This is a genomic window from Prevotella jejuni (genome assembly GCF_900187995.1).
Taxonomy (GTDB): Bacteria; Bacteroidota; Bacteroidia; order Bacteroidales; family Bacteroidaceae; genus Prevotella; species Prevotella jejuni.
On record NZ_FZNZ01000003.1, the window covers coordinates 49982 to 63162 of the forward strand.

Below are 13181 nucleotides of genomic sequence, written 5' to 3' on the forward strand. Positions count from 1 at the left end.
TATCTACCTTTGTATCAGATTCAAAGTTAATTATGCATTTATTACATCATATCCTCACAAAGTATCCATGTAGTTGCATCATCGTTATTGCTACTTGGGTGTTATGCTTTATACCTATTCCAGAGACGCCACTGAGCGATATTAGATTTATTGATAAGTGGACACATAGTGTCATCTACTTGGTCTTAGGAGTAAGTATATGCCTTGAATACATACGCACAACCAAGCATCCAAGCCCCTCCTTCATTGTTGGCTGGGCCTGGCTTGTACCTCTTTTGATGGGTGGACTCATAGAGATTCTTCAGTCTTACTGCACGAATGGCAATCGAAGTGGCGAATGGCTTGACTTCTTTGCAGACTCCTTAGGCTCCACAATAGCCCTCATCATCGGTATTCTTCTGGTACGATATCGCACCAAAGCTTGAATGGGTTGCGACGCATCTGGGAGTTATAGAAATGACGATCGCCCGTTACCTCTAAGCCAAGGAAGTCTGGTTTAGCAAAGGCTTCATCCTCACTTCCTAACTCAACCTCGGCTAAGACGAGTCCTTCATTGTCCCCATGAAACTCGTCAACCTCGAAGGTGTGACCCTCAAAAGGGACAAGGTAACGGTGCTTATCAATAACTCCAGGCTCGCACAACAGCATTAACTGCTGTGCTTCCTCAAGTGAAATCACTCTCTCAAACTCGTAACGTGACAAGCCGCCATTGCTTGATGGACCTTTAATCGTTAGGTATCCTTTATCGTCTCGGATACGTACACGAACGGTGTTAACGGCTGCGAAATATCCTTGTTGTATATGACTACAACTGCTGGCAAGCCTTTTCCAATCCCTATCTTTACGTACTAAGAACTTCCTTTCAATCTCTAATCCACTCATAAGAAACGTTGTTATGATAAGTATCTACCGTCTTATTTTATAGATGTGTTCGTCGTCTCATTGCCTATCTATGGCCTTTAAGACATATAGGAAGCAATGACAATGGTCAAAACACCTAAGGCTACCAATATCAATGCAAGCCATCCAATAACACGGTTAGCATACTTCTCTTGTTTAAGTTCACGCTCTTTGCGATTATATTTACTTCTTTCACTCATAGTTATATTACTTAAAAAGGTTATTAAATCATTCTGTTTAAATCAAAGAGAAGCAATTACTCCTCCACAGGGAACTCCATCAAATAAGCCTTAATGAAATCATCTATCTTACCATTCATCACCCCGTCGACATCAGAGGTCTGATAGTTCGTGCGGTGATCTTTAACACGTCGGTCATCAAAGACGTAACTCCTTATCTGACTTCCCCATTCTATCTTCTTCTTACCAGCCTCTATTTTAGCCTGCTCCTCCATCCTCTTCTTCATAGCACGGTCGTATAACTGTGACTTCAAAAGCTGCATAGCCTTCGCACGGTTCTTTGGCTGGTCGCGAGTCTCAGTATTTTCGATAAGGATCTCTTCCTGTTCTCCAGTGTCAGGGTCCTCATATTGATAGCGCAAACGAACTCCCGACTCCACCTTGTTGACGTTCTGTCCACCCGCACCACTCGACCGGAAAGTATCCCAACTAACACGAGCTGGGTCGACAAAGACCTCGATTGTGTCATCAACCAACGGTGTTACGAACACGCTGGCAAAGCTTGTCATACGCTTACCTTGGGCATTAAAGGGGCTAACACGTACCAATCGGTGTACACCATTCTCACTTTTCAGGTATCCGTAGGCGTATTCTCCACCCTCGAACTTCATTGTCACGCTCTTAATACCAGCTTCATCGCCCTCTTGAATATCAGAGATAGTCACCTTATAGCCCTGTGCCTCGCCCCAACGCATATACATACGCATCAGCATAGAAGCCCAGTCTTGACTCTCCGTACCGCCTGCTCCAGAGTTAATCTTCATCACACACTCCATCGGATCTTCCTCTTGTCGAAGCATGTTCTTTAACTCTAAGCTCTCAATTAATCGAAGTGCTTTATCGTAGGCAGCGTCAACCTCCTCTTCAGACACAAGTTCATCCTTATAGAAGTCGTATGCTAATTGCACCTCATCAGCCAACGCCCGCACCTTATCATAGTCTTTCACCCACTTCTCAATGTCCTTTACTTTCTTCATCTGCAGCTGTGCTCTGCTTGGATCATCCCAAAAGTCAGGTGCTTGTGTACGGAGTTGTTCCTCCTCAAACTCTATTCTCTTCTTATCAATATCAAGATAACGGTGTAACGCTTCAGTGCGTTCTTGTATATCTTTAAGCTGGTCTGCTGTTATCATCTTTATTCTTTTATCGTTGTTAGAGGCTTAGGGAGCTGGCAAAACTAATAAGTTTAGCAGGACTTGCAATACTTGTAGAACTAGTAAGACTAGTAACGCTCGTAAGGCTCGTAAGGCTCGTAAAGCAAGCAAAACACTGCCTAATTCATCTTAACAATTAACCCATCAACCTGCCAACCCATCAACTCGTCAACCCATCAACTCATTTACTTCCCTACTCTTCGTACATCTTCTCAATCACATCATGGTAACGATGGTTTACGACAGAACGTCTTAGCTTCAGCGTATTAGTCAACTCTCCGTTCTCCATAGAGAAATGATGAGGGAGCAGTGTGAACCGTTTAATCTGCTCGTAGGACGCCAAGCGCTGTTGTAAAGTCTCTATACGCTCACGCATCATCTCGTTAACACGCTTGTTCTGGCATAACTCTTCACGGTCTTTGAACGTTATATGGTTCTCCTTAGCCCACTCTTCAAGCACAGAGAACTCAGGGACTATCAAAGCAGCCACAAACTTTCTCTGGTCTGCTATGACCGACACTTGTTCAATAAACTTATCCACTAATAGCATACCCTCAACCATCTGCGGTGCAACATATTTACCGTTTGAGGTCTTGAAGAGGTCTTTGATACGTTCTTTCAAGAACAACTCGCCATCTTTCATATACCCCGCATCACCCGTATGGAAGTATCCGTCTTTATCAAAAGCTTCTGCATTAGATGTCTCACGACGGAAATATCCAGGCATAATCGTAGGTCCTTTCAGCATTACCTCACCTTCTTCACTAATCTTGATGTCGATACCTTCGATTGGACGCCCTACTGAACCTATAGTATATGGCTGTCCAATATGGTCGCAGGTAACGGTTGCCAGACTCTCTGTCAGTCCGTATCCAACAATCATGTTAATACCAACACTATGTACAAACTCCTCTACCTCTGGTGACACGTAAGCACCCGCTGTTGGGAAGATATGAGGGTTCTCCAGTCCTAACTGCTTACGAACAAGACTTAGCACAGTCTTATTAACAAGCTTATACTCCATCTCTAACGTCAGCGGGACACGCTTTCCACGTGCAATATACTGTATATTACGTTTCCTTCCTACGTTCAAAGCATGATAGAACAGCTTGCGCTGAACGACACTGGAGTTCTCCATGCGTTCCTTCACAGCCACGTAAACCTTCTCCCAGAAGCGAGGTACGGCTGCCATACACGTCGGATGCGTCTCGCGCATACTCTGTTGTATCTCCTTAGGATAGGTGTTTACTATCAATTCGCTCCCAAGAGAGAGGGCCAGATAAGCCCATCCTCGCTCGAAGACATGGCTGAACGGTAGGAAATTGATGACACGGTCTTTATCATTCAAGGGTACACTCTTTGCATTGGCACGCAAAGCTGCATGATACATCTTATATGTTAAGACCACGCCTTTACTCTCTCCTGTGGTACCACTTGTATAGAGTATGTTACAAATATCTGCTTCATTCGCCTGCGTCCAACTCTCTTCTACCTCAGCTTCACGTGGGAAACCTTCCCCTAACTTTAGGAAATCTTCAAAGTAAATAGAATTGGGGTCGTGCTGACTAAGTCGTACACTCGAATCAAAAACAATAATTCTTTCGAGCGAAGGGCAAAGCGATTGGATGCGACGTGCCTTGTCATACTGCTCCTGCTCACCAACGAACAGGAACCTTACACTGGCATCCTGAATCATATACTGTATCTGTTGTTCAGAACTTGTGGCGTAGAAAGGAATACTAATCACCCGCACTCCGTATGCACCAAACTCTGTATAAAGATGGTGAATACAATTCTGTGAGAACACAGCAATCGTCTCTTGAGGCTTCATCCCAAGGTTCAAAAGAGCATTTGAAACCTCCTTTACGCGCATTGAGAACTGATTCCATGACACTGCACGCCACTCCAGACTACCAAAGTTACGGAAGGTAATGGCCGCTTTAGTACCGTGTTTTTTTGCTTGTTCATGTATAAGAACAGAAAGATGACTGATTGTCTGCATTGTTTTCCTTATTTTTCTTCATCCCTTCAGCAGATACTCTATCTACAAGCTAAGCTTATAGACGGATTGCCGATTATACTTTATCTCCTGCAAATATAAACATTTATCCGCAAAGCAAAAAATAAATTAGATATTAAATGATAATTTTTACCTATTCCTTTCGACCTCTCTAAACTTAGAATAACAGAACAATTATATTCCTTTATAGGACAGAACAAGCCCTATTCTACCATCAACTAATAATCAACAGAGCTGATTATCCGCATTAATTGAGTTGTCACTCGACAGAATGTTTCCCATGATTAATTTGCCGATGGATGCCTGACGCTTTCCCAATACGTGGTTAGCAAGTGGCTTGATGATTGTTAGCAGAAAATGAGACTACGCTGAGCATACAAACTATTGTACGTTAGAGAGTTTACACACCTCGGTATATTGCTATCGAGCCTATCACGAACAGCATCGCACAAAGGTGTTTTCACTTTTATTTCTCTCCGTTGGTAATCATCTATTTAACAACCACTTGCGCAACAGTAAAGCAAAGGCTCCGAATTATTTTCATGAAAAAAAATATTTTTCTTCATGAAAAAAAATAATTATCTTCATGAAAAGAAATATTTCTCTTCATGAAGATAATTCAGTTATGATGTTTTATTGAGATGAGAAAGACGATGAAAAGCCAAGCTAACTACCGCCAATTAGATCTCAAGAAATCCACCTTATTAATATAGAAGACCGATAGTTAGTTAGCGTAACCACTGCTCTGGATTCAGTTTAGCAGTCTCTTTACGCAGCTGGAATTGGAGTATACCAGTCCTACCAACCGTTCCGATGGTCTGTCCTGTACCTACCTTCTGTCCCTTGCTGACGCCTACAGAACCCAAGTTAGCATAGACGGTGATGTAAATACCGTGACGAATCATTACGACACTCATACCACCTGCCATGAAGACACCGCTCACCTCGCCCATAAAGACGCTACGAACAGCACTGCCAGGAGCACCCTTAATATTAATACCATCGTTGTTCAAGCGGATATTCGACATGCCTGCCACATTATACTGACCAAAGTGACTGACTATCTGGCCCGACAATGGCATTGGTAATCGACCACGGTTATTAGCGAAGTTACCCGTTATCGCACGGTCAGCCGAGCTTAGCATATCATTGTTCTCAGCGGCAGCGGCCCTTGCAGCCTCAGCCTCTCGAGCAGCACGAGCACGGTCGGCATCGGCCTTGCGTTCGGCTGCCACACGGTTTGCCTCAGCCTCACGAGCCATCTGGTCGGCACGAGCTTGCTCAGCAGCAGCACGTGCTTCGGCCTTTTCCTGTGCTGCCTTAGCCGCAGCCTCCTGCTCCTCAGCCTTGCGAATAGCCCGTTCACGAGCGGCAGCACGTTCCTTCTGCAATGCTTCCTGACGTGCCTTCTCAGCCGCAACACGGGCAGCAGCGGCACGAGCGGCAGCCTCCTGACGAGCCTTCTCGGCAGCCTCAGCAGCAGCACGAGCAGCCGCCTTGGCTTTTTCCTCACGTTCTTTCGCCTCAGCAATACGCCGAGCATTCTCACGGGCAGCGGCCTCTGCAGCCGCTTTCTTACGTGCCAACTCCTCTGCACGCTTCTTTGCTGCAGCGGCACGAGCGGCAGCCTGCGCCTTTGCCTCAGCTATGGCACGTTCGCGCGCCTTCTGTATTTCAATCTGAATAAGGCGATCTATCTGTGCATTCAACGCTTGTTGCTGCTGACGACGTTGTGCTATTACGCCCTGCAACACCTTCTGGTCGTTCTGTAGGGAGGTCACCACAGCCTGCTGTTCAACACGCTTACGCTCCATCTGGGCATGTACCTGACGATCTTTATACAGAAGGTTACTCTTATTGACACGTACGTGCTTCAACTGAGTATGCTTCTCGTCCACCTGCAACTGCTTAACTTTAAGCTGCTCGCCCTGCGCCCTCTGGTAAGCTGCATACTCACGTACGAAGCGAAGACGACGATACATCTGGGTCAAGTTCTTTGCTGAAAAGACGAACATAAGCTTGTCTTGAATACTACGATGACGTGCCATGTAACGCATAGAACGGATGAAACGAGCGCGACGCTCGCTCAACTGTGCTTCAAGAGAGGCAAGTTGACCTTTCAGAATACCGATATTCGTATCTAAGCCTTTGATATCTGTGGCTATAGTGTCAATCGTTTTCTGCTGATGACCGATTTCGGTATCAAGCCGAACAATCTTCTGCAAGCGGTCATCAACGTCCTTCTGCTTCACTTTCATCTCTTCTTCATGCGCGGATATCTCCTGTTGTAGCTTCTGATTCTGCTGTTGCAATCCTTTAATCTCAGCCGTCGTCACATAGGCAGGACCCTTCGCTCCTTTCTTACCAACGACAGCATTGCGTGCTGCAGCTTTCCCATTCGTAACTTGTTGACCCTTTACAAGAACTTGTTGTCCCTTGATTTGCTGTTGTTGTAAAGGCTTTCCATGTTGCTGTTGCTGCTTTCCATGTTGCTGTTGAAGCTTGCCCTGTTGTTGTGTAGCCGTCACTTGCTGATGTGATCGACCTCTAACAGGAGCCTGATACTGTATTTTCTCCACCGTCGGCTTACGTCCTCGTAAAGGAGGCACAGGGGTTGTTGTCTGCTTATTATCTGCTGCCGCAGTAGCATGTCTACCTTTTTCTTTTACAGTAGACTTCGTCTCAACGGGTTGAGCAACAGCCGTATTCCGATGGCGTGAATGCCTTCTTGTGTGCTGAGCAGAGGTTGTCAGCACACACATCATTGCTAATATAAATAGTAAATAAAGACGTTTCATTTAGAAGTTCATTAGTTTGCCGAGGATATCCTCTACGCTTACTTTTGTGTACTTATCCGATGGCTGGGTTAAAGTCTCCCAATCACTACCATCACTAAAACCATCAAGAACGAAATTAGCTTTCAGTGTCTTTGCTGGCTTCTGACCAATTGCTGGAGTATTGATAGTCAAAGTCTGATCGGCAGGAAACAGCTTTGAGCCAAACGCTCTAAAGTCATTATAGGTCCAAGAGAGCTTGGAAGCGCCGTGAGCAGTACTATTATATGTTATAGTAGTAAGCTGAATAAGATTGTTCTTAGGGTTGACAGACCACTTATAGTCCATCTTTCCGTCCTTAAGACTTACTGTTATAACACCTTCCCCCTGTGCTTTACTCTCGTCAACAGTAAACTGTGATAAGTCAGCCTCGCTCATCCCTTGCTGGCGAGGGACAAACACTTGATTCCAGAAGAGCGATTGAAGCGAATAGAAGTTGATACCATTATCACGCAAGAACCCTACCTCGTCGTAGCTTGCCTTTACGTATTGTTTATGGATACGGTCGATGAAAAGAACGTAATCCTTGGTAAACTCAATGCGTCCCACTTCACTGCGAAGAATCGGGATGAGCAACTGCAAGCGAATAACCTCATCTTTACGCATACGCAGAATACCCGGTACTGTAATGTCCTTACGGCCATCATTGAGCGTAAAAGTTAGGTTTGAAACAAGGTTCTTTTGGTAGAGTGCATTGTCAGTAATGCGCTGCATGGTAACAACACTCTGCATCTTGTTATCCTTTGGGGCAGGTATTGTTGGCTGTGCCACCTTTGTGTCCTGCACAGGCTTCTGTTGAATCACAGCCTTCTTAGTACCGCATGATGCCAAGAGAAGGGCAGTCATGCTTATAAGTAATATCTTTGTTTTCTTCATTCTACGACGTATTTCTTTAGTTTTAACTTCTTTCTCAACGTAGCACTGTCGTTACCTCCATCAATGGCCTTCTGCCAGAACTCAATAGCCTTAGCCATATCGCCTGTCTGTGCATAGATGTCTCCAGCGTGTTCGTTGACTACGTTGCTCAGTGTTGAGTCATTACGAATTGCTTGTTCGATATATATTTTAGCCTCTTCGTAGCGCTTCTGCTGGAAAAGTATCCATGCGTATGTATCGAGAAAAGTACTGTTATTAGGCTCAGCCTTAATAGTCTTATAGCTCATCTGCTCTGCCTTTGTGAGGTTTTCATTCGCCTCACTGAGGTAATAGGCATAGTTGTTCAATGCAGCCACATTATCTGGTTTCCACTGCAAACAGCTGTCATAGGCTTGAAAAGCTTCTTTATTGAGTCCTTTCTCATGCAGGATATCACCCATGATACCGTAGAAGTCCGACACAATACTTGGGTCACTGTCTGGCTTTATCTGCCCTACTCCCTTTCGGAAAGTCTCCAATGCGGCGTTGTTATCGTGCTTCTGGAACTGAGCCATCCCTTGGAAATAATAGAAAATCATCTCATCTGGGTTGTACTCAATGGCAGGACGGCAGATAGCAATTACCTTATCGTAGTCGTGTGTGTCCCAAATATTCTGTATAAGGGCTATCCTTGCACTCGAATTATCGGGTTCTATCTCTATTGCCTGTTCATAGACTCGAGTGATGTCAGGCTTTGGCAACTTGAGAAAAGACATGTATGCCGCTTTAAGCATATAGATGTCAGCATTCTCTTGGGGCACAGCCAAGGCCTCAGAGAAGAGTCTCAACACCTCAGTACTGTCTGGATTATTATCCTTCTGACTGCTTGCAATAACCTGACGGAGCAACTCTAACTTCAAAGTCTGCGCCGCCTTCGGAGATTGCAACAGCTCTCGTAGGATCGTCTTTACGCTTGCCTTGTCACCAATATTATTATAGTAATCCATCATGGAGACCTTAGCAAGCGAGTTGTCAGGGTCTTCCTTCAACACATCACGGTACTTTTGAAGTGCTTCCTTCTTCTTTCCATTCTGCAAGAGCCAGTTCCCGAACATCACACGATAGTTAAGATCGAGAGGATGACCATCAACGAGCGCCTTCAACTCATCGTACTCCTTGCGCTTTTCTCCCATCTGTTCGTATATTTGCATCTTGCTTAGAGAGATCTGCTCGCTGGTTCCCTCCACCGTTTCCAACCGTTCCAAGCACTTAATCATCATCTTATAATCATTCTGAGAGCCGTACAGTTGATAGAGAAGTTGCAGTACATCAGAGCGCGTTTTATTAGCTTCATAGAGCCGTTCGAAGGCTTTTATCGCATTAGGATAGTCTTTTTGTGACACATAGAGTTTGCCTAATTTCTCTTGATAAGCCGAGTTCTCTGGGTCAAGACTTGCCGCCTTCTCGAAGTATTCACGTGCCAGAGCATCCTTCTTCATGTCTACATAGAAAGCAGCCAACTGATAATAAACCTCTGGAGCAGCTGGATTGAGGTCGCGTGCATGGCGTAGTAGGTCGAAAGCAGCCGTTAGGTTGCCCATATCCTGCTGTCTCATCGCCTCAAGGAAGAAGTAGTTATAGCTTTGAAGGCTATCCTCTCGGTCAGCATGTACAGCCAAAGAGCCACCCAGCAGAGCCAGCGCAATGAGGGTGCGACGTATCTTTATGCCTTTCAATATAACTTTATTGAACATTTATAGTTCCTTTCTTTATCTTTACTTCACGCCCGTGTGGCCATATCCTCCTTCACCCCGTTCGGTCTCATCAAGCATATCCACCTCAACAAACTCAGCCTGTTCATGCCGTGCAATGACCATTTGTGCAATGCGTTCACCGTCGTTGATGGTGAAAGGCTCATCTGAGAAATTAATGAGAAGAACCATGATTTCACCACGATAGTCGGCATCTATCGTACCAGGAGAGTTCAGAACAGTTAGTCCATGCTTCAAGGCAAGACCACTACGAGGGCGCACCTGTGCCTCAAACCCTACTGGGAGAGCGATATGAAGACCAGTCGGAACGAGTCTTCTCTCCATGGGTTTCAATACGATAGGAGCGTCGATATTAGCGCGGAGGTCCATCCCCGCACTCTGTGAAGTAGCATAAGCAGGAAGCTGCTGATGCCCTTTATTGATTACTTTTATCTGTATCATTGCTATATAATAAGGTACAAAATTAATCAATTAAAGCCATATTCATACATTTTATGTAGTAAAAAACTTGTTTTTAGCCAATTTTAATTACTTTTGCGTGTAGCTTTCAATCCCCCAACTAATCATCTTCTCATTTCATCAACACCCATCATTCAACACCCATCAACCAACTTTCAATACCCCAACTCAGCATTAGCTCATTTCATCAACACCCAACATTCAACACCCATCAACCAACATCAACCGCAATGAACTGGCAACAACTCATATCCAACAAGCGTCTCGGACAGGAAGAGCGACATGCCCTTCGACACGACGACCGTTCTGAATTCAAGCGTGACAGCGACCGACTGATATATTCTGCACCGTTCCGACGACTGCAGAACAAGACCCAAGTATTCCCTCTACCAGGCAGTGTCTTTGTGCACAACCGCCTCACTCACTCCTTGGAAGTGGCCTCCTTAGGTAAGTCCTTGGGTGATGACGTAGCAAGAAAGCTCATAGAAAAGCACCCAACGTTACGTGGTACGCTCTTTGAAGAGATTGGAACCATCGTACAGACAGCTTGTTATGCGCACGACATGGGTAACCCTCCTTTCGGTCATAGTGGTGAGAAGGCGATGCAAGCATTCTTCACAGAAGGTCCAGGAGCCAGCTTAAAGGACCGTGTCAGTCCACATTTCTGGGAGGATATCACCCATTTTGAGGGCAACGCCAACGCCTTTCGCCTGCTGACCCACCGTTTTTTGGGCCGAAGAGAAGGTGGATTTGTGATGACCTACACTACCCTTGCGAGTATTGTCAAGTATCCTTTCAGTTCTACCTACGCTGGCAAACACGGTAAGTTCGGCTTCTTTGCTACGGAGGAAGACACTTACAAGAAGATTGCTGATGAATTAGGTATCATACAGAAGGATAGCTCGGAGAAAGGTATCTGTTATGTTCGCCATCCATTGACCTACCTTATGGAGGCGGCAGACGACATCTGTTACGAGATTATGGACATCGAAGACTCCCATAAACTCAAGCTCCTTTCGTTTGAAGAAACGGCCGACTTGCTCCTTGGTTTCTTCGATGAGGCGACAAGGAAGAGTATTCGTCAGCGCATAAAGGACGAGGGTGTGACCGACCAAAACGAACAAGTCGTTTATTTCCGTGCCTGTGCTGTGGGATTATTAGAGGCCGAGTGCGTCAATGTCTTCGTCGAACACGAGGACGAAATACTCAATGGAACATTCGAGGGGTCGCTCATCAAGCATATTTCCGAGCTTCCTCGACAGGCTTACAAGCACTGTACAGAGGTCTCAGTGGACAGGATTTACCGCAGTAAAGCGGTCCTCGACGTTGAACTATCAGGTTATAAGATTATGGAAACACTGATGGAAGCACTTATCGGAGCGGCTGTTGAGCCCGACCACTTCCACAGTCAGCAACTCACCCGACGCTTCTCAAGTCAGTATGACATCCAAAGTCCTTGTCTTGAAACACGTATCATGGCAGTGCTCGACTTCATCAGTGGGATGACAGACATCTATGCCCTCGATATCTATCAGAAGATAAATGGTATCAGTCTCCCCATAGTTTAACCCTCTCTTCAGCCTTTCCATAAGGCAAAGAGGACTTAGAGGAAAAGGATTAAAGCACTCTACAAGACATTTGTCTTAACTCCCTTTCACTCCTTCAAGTCCTTTCACTCCTAAAAAGAAACAATGGAATATCAACATAAAGACACCCCACAACGCATTTGTCTTAACTCCATTTCACTCCTTCAACTCCTTTAACTCCCAGACAGAATCAATGGAAAATCAATATAAAAAAACCTTTCCTGACCTCATGGTAGGAAAGAAGATTATCTACGTTCACGGCTTCATGTCAGCCGGTTCAAGTCACACAGTACAAATACTAAGGGACTACATGCCCGAAGCTACAGTCATTGCGCCCGACCTCCCCATACATCCTGAGGAGGCGATGGAACTCTTACACAATCTTGTCGACACCGAGAAGCCCGACTTAATCATAGGTACTTCAATGGGAGGAATGTACACGGAGATGCTTTATGGGGTCGATCGAATATGCGTAAATCCTGCTTTTCAGATGGGAACTACCATCAGCGAGACCAATATGATGGGTAAACAAGTGTTTCAAAATCCTCGACAAGATGGCATACAGGAGGTTATCGTCACCAAAGCATTGGTTAAGGAATACAAAGAGATAACTGAGAAGTGCTTCTCTCAAGTAACGGAAGAGGAGCAGCAACGTGTCTTCGGACTCTTTGGCGACGCTGATCCCGTTGTCCATACCTTCGATCTTTTCAGCGAGCACTACCCTCAAGCGATTCGTTTTCATGGTGAACACCGACTCATAGAGAAGGCTGTTTACCACTACCTAATGCCCGTCATCCGATGGATTGACGACCGACAGGAGGGACGCGAACGGCGAACTGTACTCATAGACCAGAACACGCTCGCTGATGGATACGGCAAACCGAAGTCGAGTCTGAACAAGGCTTACGAGTTCTTGCTCGATAACTACAACGTATTCTTTGCTTGTCCAGCACCAACAAACAACCCATCTGTAATCACCGAACAGCAAGCATGGATAGAGGACACCTTCAGTGCACCTGCTTGGAACCATGCCATCTTCACCAACCAGCCGCAGCTTCTCTATGGCGACTACCTTATCAGTAGTAAAGAACACGATGATTTCCTCGGAACAACATTGCTTTTTGGTAGCGAAGAGTTCAAGACTTGGGAAGAAATTATCACTTTCTTTGAACGCTTAGGGGGACAGTAAACAAGCTAAACGTTCAATCTTCCTCGAATTATTTTCATGAAAAAAAATATTTCTTGTCATGAAAAAAAATATTTTTCTTCATGAAAAAAAATTCTTCTTTTCATGAAAATAATTCACTACAGAGGACCCTCTACAATAGATAAAGCGCATAACAAACTGACTACAAAGCAATA

11 protein-coding genes are annotated in these 13181 nt (G+C 45.1%); 3 read left to right on the plus strand and 8 right to left on the minus strand.

Translation table 11 applies throughout. From position 1 onward, the window contains the following. Positions 1–32 precede the first annotated feature (32 nt). Complete coding sequence (locus tag CHB62_RS01525) at positions 33–425, plus strand: VanZ family protein (protein ID WP_089365405.1); 393 nt, start codon at positions 33–35, stop codon at positions 423–425. Here CHB62_RS01525 and CHB62_RS01530 read toward each other — a convergent pair. From CHB62_RS01530 to dut, 8 genes are all read right to left on the minus strand, one after another. Further along, on the minus strand, positions 385–882 hold the full coding sequence (locus CHB62_RS01530; protein ID WP_089365406.1) for a CYTH domain-containing protein: 498 nt from the start codon (positions 880–882) through the stop codon (positions 385–387). The genes CHB62_RS01525 and CHB62_RS01530 overlap by 41 nt on opposite strands. Positions 883–959: 77 nt before the next feature. Next, positions 960–1100, minus strand: a complete 141-nt coding sequence (locus tag CHB62_RS14790) for a hypothetical protein (protein ID WP_009012581.1) — start codon at positions 1098–1100, stop codon at positions 960–962. Between the two features lie 56 nt (positions 1101–1156). After that, positions 1157–2272, minus strand: a complete 1116-nt coding sequence (gene prfB, locus CHB62_RS01535) for a peptide chain release factor 2 (RefSeq protein WP_089365407.1) — start codon at positions 2270–2272, stop codon at positions 1157–1159. A 214-nt stretch (positions 2273–2486) separates the two neighbouring features. Next, positions 2487–4295, minus strand: coding sequence for an AMP-dependent synthetase/ligase (locus tag CHB62_RS01540; protein WP_089365408.1), 1809 nt, complete (start codon positions 4293–4295; stop codon positions 2487–2489). 746 nt (positions 4296–5041) lie between these two features. After that, on the minus strand, positions 5042–7111 hold the full coding sequence (locus tag CHB62_RS01545; protein WP_089365409.1) for a murein hydrolase activator EnvC family protein: 2070 nt from the start codon (positions 7109–7111) through the stop codon (positions 5042–5044). Continuing rightward, positions 7112–8023, minus strand: a complete 912-nt coding sequence (lolB1, locus tag CHB62_RS01550; RefSeq protein ID WP_089365410.1) for a lipoprotein insertase outer membrane protein LolB1 — start codon at positions 8021–8023, stop codon at positions 7112–7114. After that, positions 8020–9756, minus strand: a complete 1737-nt coding sequence (locus tag CHB62_RS01555; RefSeq protein ID WP_089365411.1) for a tetratricopeptide repeat protein — start codon at positions 9754–9756, stop codon at positions 8020–8022. Before CHB62_RS01555 ends, lolB1 begins: the two co-directional genes overlap by 4 nt. A gap of 21 nt (positions 9757–9777) precedes the next feature. Next, on the minus strand, positions 9778–10215 hold the full coding sequence (dut, locus tag CHB62_RS01560; protein ID WP_009012588.1) for a dUTP diphosphatase: 438 nt from the start codon (positions 10213–10215) through the stop codon (positions 9778–9780). Positions 10216–10463: 248 nt separating this feature from the next. On the opposite strand from dut, the gene dgt reads away from it, so the two are divergent. Then, positions 10464–11801 carry a dGTP triphosphohydrolase gene (dgt, locus tag CHB62_RS01565; protein ID WP_089365412.1) on the plus strand — a complete coding sequence of 446 codons (1338 nt, stop codon included), beginning with the start codon at positions 10464–10466 and terminating at the stop codon, positions 11799–11801. Positions 11802–12012: 211 nt separating this feature from the next. After that, complete coding sequence (locus CHB62_RS01570; protein ID WP_089365413.1) at positions 12013–13008, plus strand: YqiA/YcfP family alpha/beta fold hydrolase; 996 nt, start codon at positions 12013–12015, stop codon at positions 13006–13008. The last annotated feature ends 173 nt before the right edge of the window (positions 13009–13181 follow it).